The sequence below is a fragment of the Draconibacterium sp. IB214405 genome, from assembly GCF_033963885.1.
Taxonomy (GTDB): domain Bacteria; phylum Bacteroidota; class Bacteroidia; order Bacteroidales; family Prolixibacteraceae; genus Draconibacterium.
The window spans coordinates 165,718-184,529 of record NZ_JAXBMA010000003.1; the positions used below are offsets into that span (position 1 = coordinate 165,718).

Genomic DNA, 18,812 nt, shown 5'->3' on the forward strand with positions numbered 1-18,812 from the left:
TTTATCCTTCCTGAACGATTCGTTCAACATCATCAGGATTGATTGGGACACGCTCCCCTATGATTTCGCTTCCGGTTTCGGTTATAACAATATCATCTTCGAGCCTTATTCCACCAAAGTCGCGGTATTCATTTACTTTATCAAAGTTTATAAAGTCATGATTAATTCCTTCCGTTTGCCACTTATCAATTAACGCAGGAATAAAATAACAACCCGGTTCGTTGGTTACCACAAATCCCGGCTTAAGACGTTTCCCCAGTCGCAAATAGGCAGTTCCAAATTGATCTACAGGTTGAATCTCCTCGTCGTACCCCACATAAATCTGCCCCAGATCTTCCATATCATGTACATCTAATCCCATCATATGTCCCAAACCATGTGGAAAGAACATCGCGTGAGCACCTGCAGCAACCGCTTCTTTAACATCTCCTTTCATCAAACCCAATTCTTTTAAACCGGATGCAATTACCTCAGCGGCGGCCAAATGCACCGAAAGATAGGTCACACCTGGTTTTGCGAGTTCTGTAGCTTTGTTATTTGCTGCCAGAACAATTTCGTATATCTCGCGCTGTTTTGTGGTGAATTTACCACCAACCGGAGTTGTACGTGTAAAGTCTGATGCATATTTTAGCAAAGATTCAGCACCGGCATCGCATAACATTAGTTTACCTTCCTCAAGAAGTTGAGAATGGCTATGGTTATGCAAGGTCTCTCCATTTTGCGAAAGAATAATCGGAAACGAAGCCATACCGCCACCAGCCAAAGAAATTCCTTCGATGGTTCCGGCAATTTTTTGCTCCCAGGTTCCCGGCTGAGCCATACGCATAGCGGCCACATGCATCTGGTATCCGGTTGCACAGGCTTTCTTAATTTCTTCGATCTCCTGCGCTTCTTTAATTTCACGAATTGAAATTACGGCCTTAATAAAATCCAGCGAAGCATGATCTTTTATACTCAATGCTGACAGTCCTGTTAACTTCTCGAGCAGAATTTTATTTTCGCCACGGTATGGAGGAAGAAAATGTACTTTTCGCCCGGCATTCATCGCAGCTTTAACAACATCAAAAAGCTTAACAAAAGGAGCGGTATTGCTAACTCCTACCTGGGCGGCATTATCTTTTAATGGCACCTGCGGCCCCATCCAAATAATATCTTCAATATCAACATCATCTCCAAAAATGAATTCTTCGCCACTATCGAAATCTATAACTCCGGCCAAACCCGGAAAATCGAGACCAAAGAAGTACAAAAACGTACTGTCCTGGCGATAATGATAAGTATTATCCTGGCAATTCATTGGCGATTCGCCATTCCCAAGGATTAAACCAATTCCGTTTAAACCTTTGGATTTCAATTTATTTCTTCTGCTGACGTAGGTATCTTTATTAAACATAGCTTTCTATTTATTTTCCAGATAACCTGAATAAATTATTCCTCAGTTATTTAGAATGTTTAAAAATTTTCCAGACTTCAAAAATAGTTTTTCAAATCCTTAATCCATCTGATTCTTATCATTCTTTGCACTTGTCGATCGCAAAATACTGTATAACAAACCCTTAAGAAGGAACAATAAATTTCAGGCTCATTCTTAATCAGTTCTGTTTTATATCATTGGAAACATTTCCCGGAATACCAGCATAACCTGTTTACCATAATTAGCGTACCTAAGATAAACTAATAAGCTATGGGAAATTCATTAATGAACTATTTAAACAGACGCCTGAAAGAGGCAAACCCGCTTGAATCGGGAAATTTAGGACAGGCAGGCCCTGTTATTACAATTTCGCGCGAAGTGGGATGCAACGGACTGGTTTTAGCACGAATGATTGCTGAACGACTGAATAAGCAACTGAGTAAAGGCTCGTGGAATGTGTTGAGTAAAGAAATATTTCGCGAAAGCGCTAAGGAGCTTGATCTTGATCCGGAAAAGGTTAGGCAAACATTTAAAAAGACCGACAGATATACTTTTGAGGAGATTTTAAATGCCTTTAAAGACAAACGTTACAAAAGCGAAGAAGTGATTATTAAAACAGTTAGAGAAGTGGTACGCACGCTGGCGGTTGATGGTTATTGTATTATTGTTGGTCGGGCAAGCCATATTATTGCCAGCGACATAAAAAATGCGTTGCACATCCGGTTAACGGCTCCGCTGGGGTATCGCATAAATACCATAATGACGAATAATAAGCTCAATCGAAACGAAGCAATTGCGTTTATCGAGAAAGTTGAAAAAGAGCGAACAGCATTCCGTAAAGCACTTAAAGAAAGTAGTCTCCGCGAAGAATTCTTTGACCTGACGATTAACCGCGGATCGTTTACGAACGAACAGGCAGTGGATTTGGTTGAGTATGCCGTTGAAAAGAAAGGACTTCTGCTCGACTACAAACCAAAAATCGAGTTTTATTAGACAATAATATTTCCCATAAAAAACGGGTAAGATCAAATTGGTCTTACCCGTTTTTTATCTGAACTTATCCTGTAATTTTATCGGGCAAACCTTTCACGTTTACCGGTTTTTCGGCATCCGGTTTGGGCTCAAACATATCGTTTGGCGTTAATTCGCACTCCTCCAGCATTTCAAGACAATACTCCAACTCACCAAGGTTTTTGGTTACATTGTTCGTGCCAAACGAGAATTTAACTCCCGCTTCTTTGGCCATTTTTATCATTTCTGCTTTTGGTGTTTTATAACGCGCATTTATTTCCAAAGCAATTCCGTTTTCTGCCAGAACCTTTACCACACGTTGCATACGTTCTTTCGTCCACAGTTGATCGTATTCAGGCATCAATTCATCCGGTAAAACCGTTGGATTCACATAAATATCAACCGGTTCCTGCGAGAATATTGCCTCTATTTTTGCCACAAGATCGTCCATAAACTGTTGCTTGTCATCCACCCAAACTTCTTCGGGAATCCAAATCCTGTTTCTGCGGCCTTTTTTATCGGTAAATGTCATTGCATCTGTAAATACATAATCAAATTTAGCAACAGCTTCCGGCGAAAACAGCGTGATCCACTCACGGCCTTCTGCCTGCATGCCTTTGTATGTTGAACTTCCTTTTACTTCGTTCATGTAGGCATACAACGATTCATCGTCGGTTACAGGGAAATACAGACCACAATTTGGTGCAACGCCGTAATTTATTCCCAAACGTTGCGAATTCTCAACCAAATCGTCGAGTGTTAATCCGCCTTTCAGGTGTACATGGAAATCAACCAATGGAAAACCTGCATACATCAGTTTTGTAACTTTTGAATCCCACTCCTTATCAACTTCAGGTGTTGTCGGTTCTGCATCAGGAAGTGCTTTTACACGGATATTTCGGTAGTAAGTTGTACTTCCCGGATCGTGTGCCTGCAAAGCAAAAGTTCCATGGCTTAATTTGGTGTTTTCACCGCCTTCCCAGCGCCAAGGATTTTCAGGTTCAATGTATTCATTCACTTTAACATCATTCACAAAAACTTCCACAACATTTTCAACCACTTTTATACGCATGGTAAACCACTCGTTGTCACCAGCCAGCGGATAATAAACGTTTCGAACATTGTAAATACTTCCGGTTTTTCGTCGCTCGGGATATTCCACCGAGCCACGATACGAATTATTCACCTGTATTTCGTAACCTTTCGAAGGCCATCCTTCCTCCTGATACTGTGTGTGAATAAACACTCCCGAATTGGAATGTTCCTGTGCTTTTATTTCGGCTTCAAACTCGAAATTTTTATAATCGCCGTTGTAAAACAGGTGCGAACGTTGTCCGGCACATTTTATCATTCCATCTTCAACGCTAATACTTTCAGTATTTTCGCCGGCTTTTTTCCAGCCGTCCAGCGTTTCTCCATCAAAAATAGAATGCCACTCTCCCACCGGAACTTTATTCTGGCAAGCACTAAAAAGGATTAAGATAATTACAGGAAAAAATAACTTTCTCATCGTTACAGGTTTAGATTATTATTGGTTCTTAAAACTAAAGAAAAATTCGTTAGCTGAATAACGATCTTCAATTTGATTTATAAATTAAGGCGCTTACATCGATGATATAAACGCCTTAATTGATTTTTACTCGTCAGCGAGTGGAATTAACCGTGCTGAGAGATCCGGATCTGCCATATCCATATCCAGCGGGAACATTGGGCGGTGAATACGTTTATAACCCAGTCGCTCCAAATCCTGATCAACACCGCCTGGAGTAAGTGCCATTAACCAACCGGCGCGCATATTATAAAGTTCAGGCACCAGGTAACCGATTTTAACCACTACAATATCGGCTTCGCGCGGATACAAACTTAAATCTGTAAAGTCCGTTTCGTGATGATAAGGTTTCCGTTTTTTTGTAACGATTACATCAACACTTCCAACGCTTATCACGACTTCAGTTTCGGCATAGCGGTCGCCTTGTTTAATGGCTTCCACAGTCCCTGTTAATTCAATTGGTCCGCAATAACGGTCATCAACCTCGGCGCCTACCATACCCGTAACTTTTTCGCCAATACCGGCTTCAACAGCTTTGGCTACAAGATCCGGTCCCGGGATAGAAGCATAAATCAGCGATGGTCCATTTTTCTTTTTGAATTCTTTTTGTTGCAATATTTCGTTCAAGGTCCAGGTAACATCGCCGGCACCACCCGCAGTTGGATTATCGCCCATATCGCTGATGATAAATGGTTTTTCTTTAAATGCAATCGCCCGGTCCAAACATTCGTCGAGAGAAGCTACAGGAGCCACAAATTCAAACTCATTTCGCACATACCAAAAGGCTTGCGCCAGCTCTTCGGCTGATTTGGTTACTGCTTCTTTATCATCGCCGTAAGCCATTACCATTGCACGGTTACGTGGCTCGTCGGCCCATGCGTAGCCCACCCAAATAGCAGCATCAATAACGCCTTCGCGTGCGGCTGCCGGGGCAACTTTGGCATAAAGACTTTTCCCCGGTTCGATACGGGTACTTGTCTTTTCACCCGGCAATAATATCGGAACCGGAATCCATGCTTTGTATTTTGGTTTACCTAAGCCACTTTCCAAACGATCGAGAAGATTGTTTAACGCCCGGTGCTTCGATTCAATGGCATCTTCGTGTGGTGCCATTCGGTAACAAGTGATCATATCGCTGCAATGCGCCAGTCGTTCGCTAACATTTCCGTGCAAATCCATCGATGTGGAAATAAGCACATCGTCGCCAATTATTTTACGAATTCGCTCGATAAAATCTCCTTCCGGATCATCCAAACCAACCACACTCATTGCTCCGTGAATATCAAAAAACAATCCGTCGTATGGCATATTTTCCTTTAAACGATCCAGTGTTTCTCCTACCAGCGTTTCATATGCTTCTCGGGTTACAATTCCACCGGGCAGCGCATGGCCACGCAAAGTCGGAAACCACTCCGCACGCTGACGGGTTGCTGCAGTATCGTCCATAAACGGATAATAAGTAAATATTTCATCTCCACGACGTGCCTGAAATGCCTCAATTCCCGACTGTGCAGGCGAAAAGGTGCTCGATTCGATGGCGAGTCCGGCAATGGCCACACGCGGAAGTTTGTTTTCCTTTTTCTTCTTACAACCTATGGTAAACACAAGGGTTGCGATAAATAATCCGAAAAGAATTCGTCTCATATCCTTCTAAAATTTTTTAAATTATCATACAATGAAAGCAAATTTACGCAGAAATGAAGGAAAGCAAATAAGAATGTTCATAAATGTTTAGGTTGTAAAACTGATGTAGCCCGGAAATCGTATAAGAAATTATTCAGCGTAAAGGTCCTGTGGATTATGCGCTTTAAAGCTAATAGTTGCAATAAGCAGGATGATACCAAGCAAAGCATAAATGGCATACGAATAACTTCCCAGGTGCGAATGCGACAAGCTAAAAACGATCGGTCCAAGCGCACTAAAGAAAACAATAATAGCCATTACAAATCCTGTGATTTTTCCCAAATGATCGCGGCCGTAAAAACGCGGCCAGGTAACACTTAACAACACATTATACATTCCACTGGGGATACCGCTGCCGATAATAAATGCATAGAAATAAAAACCGGTATTTATATTGGCAAGTGCAATTAGAGCCACAACCATTCCGGCCAACATCAGGTAAAGCAGGTACTGCAGTTTTATACGGTCGCTAATCCATCCGCCAACAAAAGCCAATACAACCGAAATCATCGATATAGGAATAAATACTGATAGCGCGTGCTCTTTGTCTATTCCGGCCTCGCCAAATACAGAAACCAGGTGAAATACATACCCTGTAATAAACATGGCGTAAATGGCTATTGGCAATACAAATAACCAAAAAGTCAGTCCGCTGCGCGCTTCTTTTAATGTAAACTGTTTAAATGGTTTGATGATTACATCATGTTCCTTATTCCCGTGTTTCTCTCCATCCGGAATCTGATTACAGTCTTCAGGATTATCTCGGAAGAAAATAAATACAAAAAGGAAAAATCCAACACCAATTCCAAGTGCCATTAGTAACCAGGCCCAGCGCCACGAAGTACCTTCAATAAGCATATCGAAGCTAAGTGGTGCAATGGAAAAGCCTAGCGATACAAATACCGATGAAATACCGTTTACCAGGCCCCTGCGTGCAATAAACCACTTCATCAGCATATTTCGTGAAACCATGGTAATTACACCTTGTCCCGAAAAACGCAGCATAAAAAAGAACACGATACACGTTGCCACTGCTACGCCAACATAAATGTTTGAATTTTGCGGAACTATGGCTTTTATAATACGGTCCGACTGGCTGAACAGAACTAAAACAAAACCAAGTGCAAGTGCTGCGGCCATCCCCACCCAGCGTGCACCGTATTTATCGTAGAGGGTCCCTGCGTAGGTAAGAATAAACGAACTTCCAATGGTTCCAAACATATAAGCGGTGCTTATCTGGTCGCGACTGATGCCAATATTTTCGATCAGATAATCGGTAAACGTTGACACTCCTGTCGTTTGCCCGGGCGCACTGCACAACACACCGATGGTGGCGGCAAACAGAATCACCCAGCCATAAAAGAACGGTACTTTTGATGGATTAAACGGGAAATTGTTGTATTTCTGCTTGAGCTTCATTAGTGTAAAGCTACTTATTGTTTAGCAGCAGAAGGTATGATAGGAGAACAGGAAATGATTTGGTAATGATTTGTTATTGGAGACTGAGGGATTGAGGGACTTAAGGACTGAAGAATTGACAAACTGGTAAATTGAAAAACTGATAAATTGTAGAAGTATATTTGTAAGATTTGTCTTTCGGCTCCGTCTAACTCTGTGACTTCTCTGTGAAACTTAGTGCTTCCTTTGTGTTGCTTTGTGATATATAAAATGCAGATGTTACTTTACAATCTTTATTTTGCTAACATCAAAGCCGCAATTTTTCCATTTTGCAATCAACTTATATAAATTGTTTTCTTCCTTTTCATCGGCAATCAAAAACTGACATTTGAAATTCTGGCGATCTTTTGTCAAAACCAAATAGTTATCATATCCAGAAAAAGAATTGAACGGGCCGATTATATCGCCCTGCATTCGTTTTCCATTATAACCACTATAAGTAATTTCCAGACTATCAAGAGTTGCAATATCTACAGTAAAATTCTGCTGTTCAGACTCAACATTAATCTGGGTGGTATTTAAATATATCTTCCCGGTGTTTTTCAACTTGTTTTTTGTAAAAAACAAAAAAAGGAATAAAGCCATTACAGCAAATGCAATCAAACCATAACTGTACTCCGGAATAAGAATATGAGAAACAATTAGAAAACCTGCCAATACGATTATTGGCATAAATAATGAATACTTTCGTTGTTCACTGTAAATCGGAAGTTCGAGCATGAATTAATTTTCTATAAAGTTAAAAGAATGCCTCGATTTAACAATAACAAGAATTCATATCATCGGTTATTGCCAATCCAATAAATACAAGTATTTCTCAATACCGGAAGTTATGGCCCACGAATCAAATTCGTAGTTGTGCCCGGTGGTAACAATTACGGCATCGAGAGTTGGAAAAATATAAATAAACTGGCTACCGAATCCATTGGCCCAAATACAGGGATACTCCTCTCCTTTTGCTTTTAATGTGAGATTCCACCACTGGTATGCGTAATCATCTTCTGGAACATTTGTGTGTGTTTTAGAGCTTGTCGATTGTTCTATCCATTCTTCCGAGACAACTTGCTGTCCGTTGAATTTACCTTTATTCAGCACCAGCATACCGATTTTTGCCAATTCGCGCGGTGTTATTTCCAACGAACCGGCCATACACGAATAGCCGTTTTGTTTACCAATTTCCCAATTGTACTGTGTTATAAGCAGCGGTTCAAACAAATATTCCCTGGCAAACTCATCAGCGTACATACCGGTTTTCTTTTTAATGATAGCCCCCAACAACTCTGTATTTCCGCCATCGTACTGAAATTTGGTTCCCGGTTCGTAATTCAATTCCCGCGACAGAATGGTTTTGATGCGATCGTTACTAAAATGAAGTTCTTCGTCGTTTGGTGTTAAACCAGATGTCATGGTAAGCAAATGTTTTAACGTGATCCACTTGTCAAAATCCGGTGCTTCCAGAATTGTTGCCACCGACTCATTTAAATCGGTTACAAATCCTTTGTCAACTGCAATTCCATTCAGCAGCGATGTAATACTTTTCGTTGTAGATTCTGCCTGATGCAGCGTGTTTTCTCCGAAGCCATAAAAATACTCCTCACAAATTAGCTGATTGTTTTTGATCAGCAAAAACGAATTGAGGCGGCCATATTCACCGTTTATAATTTCAGGCACAAGTGAATAGATAAAAATTGAATCTCCATCTCGTTTAATACGTGAAGTTTGCAAAAGATCATCATGTTGTATTGGTGTCTGGCAGTGATACTTGAAATCCTTTTCATGGCAACCCGGAAGCGCGTCTGTTAGAAACCGGGAAATTTTATCGTTTTTCACTAGTCGAACGGAGTCAAAAGGATCTCCTTCGCAGGCAAAACCACCATTTATAAAATTTCCTTCCCGTTCGCCTAAATAGGTGCAGTTCCAGTTCGGCACAAAAAACCGAATGGATTTATCAGTTGTTTTCAGGCTGTCGATTTGAAAACCTGAATCGTAAAAACCATTGTCGGTCCAGTAACCTTTTGCGTTCGTACTGTCGGAATCAAGAATCTGAACATAGAATTTTTTGTTGGGATCTTCGGGGTGTGGACCTTCCCAAAAGCCGGCAAAAGAATTGCTTTTATTCTGTGGTGTGCAAGCTGCACAAAACGCAACAAATACAAATAAGCTGACGAACCGAAACATGGCTATAGAATTTGGTTTTATTCAAATTTAGCCTTGTTTTGGCTGACATGCAACATTGGTTGATGAACAACAAAAAATGATGTATAAAGAGCTAAAATCCTTCGTTAAAACGGCTTTTGGATTTTAGTTAAAAACCGATGCCGCAAGTGTTGTTCCATCCAGTTTTATCTCGTAAGGCCAGTTTTCTTCAGGTGCTTTTTCGGCATCCTTTCCCCAGTTAAAAACAATTGGCCAGTGTTCTGTCGGGGCGCCCATAACCACCAACCACAAATACTCCGTATTTTCAGGAACGGTAAAACTGGTGCCGCTTTCATCTTTATTTTGCATCTCGCCATAAACACGGCTTCCATCTTTTAACGAAGCCACAAATCCATAGCGCCAGCCTGCTTTATCTATTTTTACCGCGTTGTAACCATCGGCACCGGCGATTCCTTTAAAATCGAAAACAACTTCAGTACCCGGTTCCGGAACGTCCAGTTGAATACCGTTGTAACCATAGTTTTGAGGACAATTTTCTACCGATACTTTGTACCAACCGTCAGCCGCAGCAATTAATTTGCAGTGGTGCTGATTGGCATATTGATGTGCCTCTTCCTGCACCCGATCGAGATCCCAGGTGATGAACCGGCGTGAAGCATCAAACATTTCATCGTTAAAAGTTTCCTGATCAATTCCGGTTAATCGTTTATAGGTAGTTACCGGGTCTTCCTTTTCCTGTGTTGCACGATACAATCGGCCCAAAAATTCTTTGCCGTGTATCTGCGACCAGTACTCCAGCACATACGGCGAATGGTACATGTTTATCGGGTTCAAAAACGCATAGTTAGTTTGTTTCATAAAATCAACCAGGTGGTAATTCTCAAATGTCATCCATTCGGGATAAACCTGCCACAACATGTATTGCGCCGACATTTCCATAATCGGGCCGTTTGGTCCGGTTCCGGCATCGGCATTTGAAATGTATTGAAATGAATGTGCCAACTCGTGTGCCAGTGCGCCGTATGGTTTTTTATTGATGCGAACAGCAGGAGTCCAAAGTATTCCAATCTTGTCTTCTTCCCCGCCACCAAAGGCCGTTGCTTCGTCTCCGCCAAAGACAATGATCAACATTTTATACTTGTCGGTAAGCGAATTTCCCTTCTCTACAATCTTTAATTCATCAACATAGTAGTTGTAAAAACGCTCGCATTCCTGCAGCGCTTGCTTCGGATCAAAACGTTTGCTTGAATCGGGATTTGCCATCGGATCATCGCCATATTCTTTATGCCAGAACAGTGCAAAATTATCGCTCGCCACCATGTGTTTCACACTAAACTCACTCTCCGGTTTTATGAAATCGTTGTTTTCGGGAACTTTATAAATGTTCTGTGGTATATAAAGTTCTTTTTCAACCTTAGATTGGTTGCTACAAGATTGGAAAATTGCAATACATACACTCAACAGAAAAACAAAAGTTTTGCGGGAAATATATTTTGGCTCAGACATTTAAATAAAGTTTAGAACTGAAAACTAAGAAAATTATGGCTCAGACCAATGTTAAAACTGTTTCAGAATTAGCGTATTGTGACATTTGTTAGTGTATTTTTTTGCCAAAAAAAAAGCTACCCGATAACAGGTAGCTTTTTCTGACATGCTAAATCAGCTAATTATTTTCTTTCCTTATGAACTTCATGATTGTGTTCGTGCCCTGCTTCATGAGTATGGGCTATAATTTCTTCGTATTCTTCCTGGGTGATTTTTTCTGCCTTGTAGCCTTTCTTTTTAATAGCTTGAGCCAGTTTTTCATCCGTATTCTTTCCGTCTTTGTATTCTACAAATATGGTATTCGACGCGTGATCAACTTTTAAGTCTTTAACACCTTTTTCAAATTTCAGGTATTCGTTAATGGTATTTTCACATTCCGAACAATCCATATCGCTTTTAAAACAAACTACTTTGTTTTCTTTTTTCTGTGCAAAAGTTTCATTAGCTGAAAACCCAATGAACATTGCCACGGCCAGTAGTACTATTAATTTTTTCATTTTGTATAAGTTTTATGCATAAAGCTTTTTGCTCTTGCTGGTTAATCATAATTCAAATTAAAACGTAGTCCAAGATAAATTTTTCTACCCATTGTAGGTCCCCAAATATTGGTGGCACTAAAACTGTCGCCAAACGGATCGTCGGCACCATCAATCGGATTACTTTGCGTAAAATCGGTAAGGTTCTCAACACCCAGGTAAATATTCCAGTAGCGGAAATATTTAGTTATCTGTGCATTCATAATAGTATATGGCGAAAATTCGGCGAAATCGGCCGACATATCTGCCGTGTTCATCCACTCTTCATAAACATACGGAATCCTTCCGCCGCCATTAAACTGAATAGTATAATCGAACATCCACTTCTTTAGGTTAGTGGTGTAATTCAGGTTAATAAGTCCCTTGTAATCACTCGCTAAAGGAGCTTTCATTAATTCGCCACCAATGGTTTCTTTGATGTTATTTACGCGGTAGGCCAGCAACATATCCAATCGTTCGATTGGTTGCCATCTAACATCAAATTGTAAACTGTTGGCGTAGGCTGTTTCAGTGGATGGCAGCAAGAGAATGTATTCCGATGATGTCTCCCGATCGAGAACCAGTTTACTCTGAAAATCGGTACGGAAAAACTCCGTATTAATGGTCAATTCGCGATCTAAAAGCATATAATTTTGAACGAAAGCCACACCGTAGTTCCAGGCTTCTTCCTGCATTACATCTTCGGTCCAGCTTATCGGGCGCGAGTTGGCCAGCATATATGAATTTTCCGAAATTACATTGGCTGTACGGTATCCTTTTCCGGCACTGGTACGAAATGTAAAATGATCGGCAAAATGGTAGCGGAAGTGCATTCGCGGAGTAACAAAATTTCCAAAAATGTTATGGAAATCGGCACGAACTCCGGCCATCAGCGTTAGATTGTCGTTGGGCTTAAAAGTATACTCCGTGAACAAGCCCGGCACTTTTTCAGTTCGCTGAACATCCTGATCATACAATTTCTCGTTAAAATCGTCGTAAATAAAACTGGCCCCGCTGTTCAGCACATGAATAGCAGCCTCGTCCAAATCCTGCGTGTAAACAACACTTCCGTAAAAACGTGTTTCATCGGCATCGTAGGTTGTTAATCCATAATACGATTCGGTTTCGTGGCGTGCAAAATTAGTAAGAATGGCCACCGCACGATGATTATCTTGCGAAACAATTCCCGACTTAAAAAACGCATCAACACGATTGTTTACGATGTTAACGCCATACGGATTAGCTAACGATGGTGTCATATCCCTGTCGGCACCAACCTGACCTCCCATCCTGTCGTCGCGAAGTAAGGTAATACCGGCCTGGGCCATGCCTCCTTTATGGTTGTTGTATTTCCAGCGATTGGCTACCTCAAAAGTTTCCGACAGCGGCGAATCGAGAAAACCGTCGTGGTTATGATCATTTTCTTTCGAAAGATTACTGGCATGTACAAAAACACCTGTGGTAAGTGTATCGCCAATTACTTTGATATTCGTGTTACCGTTAAATTCATACCGGCCTTCATTGTTACCATAAACATTCAGAAAAAGCTTTTCATTGCTGTCAGGCTTTTTCAATTCGGCATTAATTTGCCCGGCAATCGATTCATATCCGTTAAGTACAGAGGCCGCTCCTTTTGAAACCTGGATGGATTCCAACCACGGCCCCGGAATATAGGTTAATCCAAAAGTTGTCGCTAAACCGCGCAAATTCGGGATATTTTCTACCTGAAGCTGCGAATAGGTTCCGTCGAGTCCGAGTAACTTAATTTGTTTTGCACCTGTAACGGCGTCGCTGTAACTCACATCTACCGACGGATTGGTTTCAAAACTCTCGGCCAGATTACAACAAGCTGCTTTATGCAGTTCGGCACCACTAATACTTTCCGTTTGAATCGGATTAATAACCGACAGGTAAGTGCCACGATTCTTTTTTATAACGGTAACTTCTTCAATTTCCAAATTTGGCTGAAGTACAACTTCTATCGGATCTTCATCATGAACATGTACTGTTTGCGATTCGTAGCCTACAAAACTAAAAACCAACATGTGTTGATCGGATTTCTTTTTTAATTTAAAACTTCCGTCGGGTTTTGAGGCAGTACCTTCGCTGGTGCCTTCCCAAACCACATTCACTCCCGGAAGTGGTTGTTTTCCGTTCTCATCGTTGCTAAAAACTGTTCCTGAAATGGATTGCGATTTTGAGATAAACGGAAACAGGATAAATAATAGTAATATATATTTCTTCATTATTCTTAAGATTTCTATTTCAAAAAGTACATTTCGATTACGATCGAAATTCACTACAATATCACAGGCCAAATTGACCGGCAACTGGTTCTGAATAAAACAGAACAAATCTTAAGCTAATGAGGGTATTTTTAGATTTTGAATCCGGATAAGAAAATCAATTGAAGATGTAATTTTTGGCGGAGGATCTGTATAAAAAGACTTGGTAAGAAGCTCATCGGATTTAATCGTCAGTTCCTCCAAAAGCTCTGAACTTAACACTATCAGTTCAATCGGCTGCACTGCCACAAACTTTACCTCGTCGTCAACAGCCTTGTCTTTCAACTTCAGGAATATTGATTCCGGAGAGTCGCAACCACACGAATTAGAATGATCTTCGCAAGAATGACATTCGTGGCATTCATCCTCCAAACAGGCAATTTCGTTATGCGATTGATCGTGTTTGTGGTGTTGGTGAAACTCCGTTTCGCAAGTGGCAGGTTTTATAATTATACTCGTGTATTCTTCGCCCGAGCAGGTGCAATGGCTTTTATAAACAATAAATCCTGTTGACGAAAACAGGAACACTGTTAAAAGAAATAGAGTTGCTATGTTTACTAACCACTTCACCATACAAATATAACGTAAGTTAGCACAAAGAAGTTGTTAATAGCTTGTTAAACTATTTATGTATCATAATTTCAGAAACAATTAATAAAGCCGGAAAATCACTTTTTCCCGGCTTTATTATTCTATAAACCTAAAACTTCGGCACCCTGTTCAAAAACAATATCGCGAGGAATTCCTGACTCGCCGATTCGATCCAGATCTCTTTGAAGCGCTTCGCGAATAAAACCTTTTTCTTCAATGATTTGTTTGGCCGTCTCGTAGTCTCCATCACCCTGTATTTTCAGAATGATTTCAGACAGATTCATCATCGCGTCTTTCATTTTTTCGTAATCAACACGGTAGGTTCCTGTGGTTTCGTCACGCGTGAAAGCGCCCATTTCCTGGAAGTAGTAAAAACGCATCATATTGGCCTTTCCGTGTGCGCTGGCAGCACCAAAACGTACCGACCGGAAAATGCCCGCCATAAACGTTATAAAGTTGTCCATCATATCCTTTTCTCCCAACTCTCCCATTTCGTTAAGCTGGTATACACACCACAATCCGAGAATATCGGCTTTCCCTTCTTCAATAGAAGTGTAGGCGTCTTTTAAAGCTTCACGAACGGTAGTGTTTTGATCAACGGTATTTCCCAATCCAAGTCCGTGCGCCACTTCGTGAAACATGGTGTTTTCAAAAAAAGCGTCGAATTTTACATGCTGGCGCTGGTCTTCAGCAATAAGCAAATCTGCAATCGGCACCAAAATTTTATCGAATTTAGCCTGCATCGAATTTTTTAGTTGAAGCTTACGGCTACCTTTTGTTTCGCGAACTTCTTCGTCGTTAGGCAGATTGATTGCAATGGTTTTACTTCCCGCATTACAATCGCCGGCGTAATAAATGGCATCGTAAACATTCATGTCAGAATCTACTCCCGGCGTTTCATCTTTGTACGCCTGCTCGCATGGCAATGCTTTTTGCAGACCGGGCAATAATGCTGCATATTTTTCCAAACGTTTACTCCACTCCTTATCTTTTACCAGAATAAATGATTCGTGTGCCGCTTTGTAACCAAACAACTGATCTTCGTAATTTTCTATTGGGCCAATTATAAATTCGATGGTATTATTTTTCATTTCCATCCAGGCAACATCACTGGCAAAATAGTCATCAGTAAGCAGTGCTTTTGAGCGCTCCTCAAGGTATTTTTTTAGTCCGGCATCTTCAGCCAGTTCTGCAGCCTGAAGCAAAAGATCGGCAGCCTGTTTAATTTCATTTTCGAATGCGATGTGATACGGAATAGATTTCAAACTACCGTCTTCGCCTCTTCGAATCAAGGTGTACAAGCTGGTTTTAGAATCTTCGCCCCAGGCTTCAAATTCTTCTTTTGTTATATCCCCCGGATAGAAGTTTGCGCCTGCAGGTTTTGCCTTGTAACCGGGCAAATATGGTTTGTTGTCATTTAGTCGTTCCCACGGACCATAATTTATATGAAGGAATTTTTTGGTGTATTCATCCCAATCCTGATCAAATAGTTCTTCTTTATCGCCGTATGCTTCCTGCCAATATATCTGCTCCATGAGTTTAGCTGCGTCAAGTAAAAGTGGCAACATTTGCTTCTCTTTCTCCGAAAGTTCATTTAAATCAGTAGTTAACTTAAACGAAACAAATTCGTCTGCCTTTTCTTTTATGGTAGTATTTTCTTCCATTTCTATTTTCTGTTTTGTTTCTTTTTTCGTGTTGGTAGAACAACCAAATGCCATAGTTGTTGCAACGAACAAAATGAATAATTTTCTCATAAGTTTTGGTATTTATTTGTATTCAAAGCTAAAAAAAGCAGTTGCCAAATAAAACAATTGATCGCTGCTTTTAAATATAATCCATCATATTTTCGAATGGTTTTGAACAAAATTCGATGTGAAAAGTTAAAAAAGCAGACTTAATTACTGAATTATGACCATTCGTGAATAATTTATTTAAACTGAATTAACTTTGCACGCGTAATTTCATCTGCAGAAAACAGATGAATTTTGCATGTATATAATCATTGTCGTATAAGTAAAATTTTAGCTTACACGTTTCATAAAAACAAATTATGAGTAACAATTTATTAAAAGGAAAAAAGGGAATTATTTTCGGGGCTTTAAATCCCGATTCGATTGCCTGGAAGGTGGCTGTACGGGCACACGAAGAAGGCGCCACTGTAACATTATCAAATACCCCGGTTGCTATTCGTATGGGTGAAACCAACCAACTGGGTGAGCAAATTAATGCCGAAGTTATTGGAGCCGATGCAACCAACGTTGAAGATCTGGAAAAACTGATCAGCAAATCGATGGAAGTATTAGGCGGCAAAATTGACTTCATTTTACACTCCATTGGTATGTCTCCAAACGTAAGAAAGGGACGCCATTACAGTGATTTGGATTATAACTACCTCGACAAAACCCTTGATGTATCTGCAGTATCTTTCCATAAAGTACTTCAGGTAGCCCGTAAAATGGATGCCATTAACGAATGGGGATCGGTAGTTGCGTTGTCGTATGTTGCAGCTCAGCGTTCGTTCTTTGGATACAACGATATGGCTGATGCCAAAGCATTGCTGGAATCGATTGCCCGTAGTTTCGGTTATATTTATGGCCGTGAGCGTAATGTTAGGGTAAATACTATTTCGCAATCGCCAACAATTACAACTGCCGGAAACGGTGTTAAAGGTTTCGACCGCTTGCTGGACTTCTCGGAAAGAATGTCGCCACTTGGTAACGCAACCGGTGATGAGTGTGCCGATTACTGTATTACTCTTTTCTCTGACCTGACGAAAAAAGTTACCATGCAAAACCTTTTCCACGACGGAGGATTCTCAAATATGGGAATGAGTTTACGTGCGTTGGAGCAATATGAAAAAGGATTGGACAAACATTGCGCCTGCGATGATGAAAAACCTCATGCAGACGAACATCGCTACGACTAGTACAAACAAAAAGAATACTACAAAGGCCGTTTCTCTTTAGAGACGGCCTTTTTTATGAAAGTCACTTTGATAAAAACAAGAAAGTTCACGCATAGATCGCCAAGTTTTCGCAAAGCACGCAAAACAGATTCTTTACCTTTTCGAATTTTGCGCTTCTTCTTTTCTTTGTGTGAAACAATATTGATATCCTTTCATCACTGTTGGTGATTCCATAAATCATGAATGTTTTTTATGCTCTATTCTTAGAAAACAAAAAGGGTTGCCATGAAAATGACAACCCTTAATTGTATAATATCTAAATTATTAGTTACTAATAATTGTCGTTTTGAACCATATTAGAGTTCGCATCCATTTCAGCTTTCGGAATTGGCCATGCCATTCTGTAATCGCCGTAAGGAATAGTTGCAGCGAAGTTTTGCTGAAGTGAAATTTTTTCGATATCTGATCCTGTTCTTACCAAATCATCATAACGTCTTCCTTCAAAGATCAGCTCTTTTCTTCTTTCATCGATAAGGATATCCTTAGTTACTTCAGTATAAGCATCAATTCCACGTTCTGCTGCAAGTTGGTTAAGCGGAGTTAATGCATCACCACCTGTTTCAAGCTGTGCTTCAGCATAGTTCAAAAGAACTTCTTCGTAACGAATAACACCAACGTTGTCATAACCCTGGTTGTCAGGATATTTACCAATGTTTCTTAGCATATCGTCTTCCATTCCAAGAATTCCTTCACGAACGTCACCTTCATCATAAAGGTCAGCTACTTCGTCAAGAACCTGAACGTCGCCGTAGCTACCGCCACCGGTTGTTCTGTAGATATATGCCAAACCATTGATACCAACATTGTCGGTAGAGCTAAATGCTAATTCAAAAATTGAGTTAGGCGAAGCATCAACACCAAAGCTTGAAACATACTGATCGGCAGGTATAATAGAATACATACCAGAGTTAATTACTACCTCAGCAGCACTTTTAGCTACATCCCATTTTTTGAAATATACACCAACACTCGAAGCAATAGCTTTAGGAGCATATTTTGTGATAAACTCAGGAGAATCATCATAGTCTTCATTTAACATGCTGTAACCCATTTCAAGATCGGCTAAGATCATTGTAACACATTCATCAACAGACTTACGTGCCGGAGTCAAATCTTCTCCTTTAAATTCAGTTACATAAGGCACACCTAATGATCCACCTGCATTTTGCTGACCATATTGTTTTAACAAATCAAAATGAACAAGACCACGCAATACATAAGCCTGCCCCTGCATGTGTTTGATATAATCAACATCGCCGGTCATTTCATCAGGATTAACACCGATTACAATGTTTGCACTGGCAATTACGCGGTAAGCTTCATCCCAGAAAAATCCGGTATTTTCAGAATAGTTAAAACCTGCCTGAGTAGTAAAACGACCAGAGTTACCGTTTGAAAAACAGTTATCTGTTCTTACCTCATTGTTAATAATATAATCTCTACCGTAATAACCGCTTGCAGTCATTCGGCTGTATGCTCCTTTTACAATACCATAAAGGTTTGCATCCGACTCAATACCACCTTCAACCGGTTTGTTTTGTTCCGTAGAAGGATCCAAATCGTCGGTAGTACAAGCATTAATTGAAGCTATGAATAGAAAAACTATTGTAAGCTTAGATAAAATATTTAATGTTTTCAT

The 18,812-nt window shown here is 40.4% G+C and carries 14 protein-coding genes; 2 read left to right on the forward strand and 12 right to left on the reverse strand.

Annotated features, from left to right (window positions below):
* Position 1: 1 nt before the first annotated feature.
* Positions 2–1,393: an aminopeptidase P family protein gene (locus SLH46_RS10690; RefSeq protein ID WP_320281176.1), complete on the reverse strand. Its 1,392-nt coding sequence runs from the start codon at positions 1,391–1,393 to the stop codon at positions 2–4.
* A gap of 291 nt (positions 1,394–1,684) precedes the next feature.
* On the opposite strand from SLH46_RS10690, the gene SLH46_RS10695 reads away from it, so the two are divergent.
* On the forward strand, positions 1,685–2,407 hold the full coding sequence (locus SLH46_RS10695) for a cytidylate kinase-like family protein (RefSeq protein ID WP_320281177.1): 723 nt from the start codon (positions 1,685–1,687) through the stop codon (positions 2,405–2,407).
* A 64-nt stretch (positions 2,408–2,471) separates the two neighbouring features.
* Here the strand turns inward: SLH46_RS10695 and SLH46_RS10700 are convergent, their stop codons facing one another.
* The 10 genes from SLH46_RS10700 to SLH46_RS10745 form a co-directional block, all read right to left on the reverse strand.
* Positions 2,472–3,935, reverse strand: a complete 1,464-nt coding sequence (locus tag SLH46_RS10700) for a DUF1080 domain-containing protein (RefSeq protein WP_320281178.1) — start codon at positions 3,933–3,935, stop codon at positions 2,472–2,474.
* Between the two features lie 126 nt (positions 3,936–4,061).
* On the reverse strand, positions 4,062–5,618 hold the full coding sequence (locus SLH46_RS10705) for a M81 family metallopeptidase (RefSeq protein WP_320281179.1): 1,557 nt from the start codon (positions 5,616–5,618) through the stop codon (positions 4,062–4,064).
* A 129-nt stretch (positions 5,619–5,747) separates the two neighbouring features.
* Complete coding sequence (locus SLH46_RS10710) at positions 5,748–7,076, reverse strand: MFS transporter (RefSeq protein ID WP_320281180.1); 1,329 nt, start codon at positions 7,074–7,076, stop codon at positions 5,748–5,750.
* Positions 7,077–7,334: 258 nt separating this feature from the next.
* Entirely contained in the window at positions 7,335–7,835 is a 501-nt protein-coding gene (locus tag SLH46_RS10715) for a hypothetical protein (protein WP_320281181.1), read from the reverse strand.
* Between the two features lie 66 nt (positions 7,836–7,901).
* Positions 7,902–9,293 (reverse strand): serine hydrolase domain-containing protein, encoded by a 1,392-nt coding sequence (locus tag SLH46_RS10720; protein WP_320281182.1) that lies wholly within the window; start codon positions 9,291–9,293, stop codon positions 7,902–7,904.
* Positions 9,294–9,416: 123 nt separating this feature from the next.
* Positions 9,417–10,778: a DUF6055 domain-containing protein gene (locus tag SLH46_RS10725; protein WP_320281183.1), complete on the reverse strand. Its 1,362-nt coding sequence runs from the start codon at positions 10,776–10,778 to the stop codon at positions 9,417–9,419.
* 161 nt (positions 10,779–10,939) lie between these two features.
* On the reverse strand, positions 10,940–11,314 hold the full coding sequence (locus SLH46_RS10730; RefSeq protein ID WP_320281184.1) for a heavy-metal-associated domain-containing protein: 375 nt from the start codon (positions 11,312–11,314) through the stop codon (positions 10,940–10,942).
* A 41-nt stretch (positions 11,315–11,355) separates the two neighbouring features.
* The gene (locus tag SLH46_RS10735) at positions 11,356–13,578 is read right to left on the reverse strand and encodes a TonB-dependent receptor (protein ID WP_320281185.1); all 2,223 of its coding nucleotides are present in this window, start codon (positions 13,576–13,578) and stop codon (positions 11,356–11,358) included.
* 111 nt (positions 13,579–13,689) lie between these two features.
* Entirely contained in the window at positions 13,690–14,190 is a 501-nt protein-coding gene (locus SLH46_RS10740) for a hypothetical protein (protein ID WP_320281186.1), read from the reverse strand.
* A 119-nt stretch (positions 14,191–14,309) separates the two neighbouring features.
* Complete coding sequence (locus SLH46_RS10745) at positions 14,310–15,962, reverse strand: dipeptidyl-peptidase 3 family protein (protein WP_320281187.1); 1,653 nt, start codon at positions 15,960–15,962, stop codon at positions 14,310–14,312.
* A gap of 296 nt (positions 15,963–16,258) precedes the next feature.
* Here SLH46_RS10745 and SLH46_RS10750 point away from each other — a divergent pair, with 296 nt between their 5' ends.
* On the forward strand, positions 16,259–17,134 hold the full coding sequence (locus SLH46_RS10750) for an enoyl-ACP reductase FabI (RefSeq protein ID WP_320281188.1): 876 nt from the start codon (positions 16,259–16,261) through the stop codon (positions 17,132–17,134).
* A gap of 310 nt (positions 17,135–17,444) precedes the next feature.
* Here SLH46_RS10750 and SLH46_RS10755 read toward each other — a convergent pair whose 3' ends face one another.
* Positions 17,445–18,812, reverse strand: coding sequence for a RagB/SusD family nutrient uptake outer membrane protein (locus SLH46_RS10755; protein WP_320281189.1), 1,368 nt, complete (start codon positions 18,810–18,812; stop codon positions 17,445–17,447).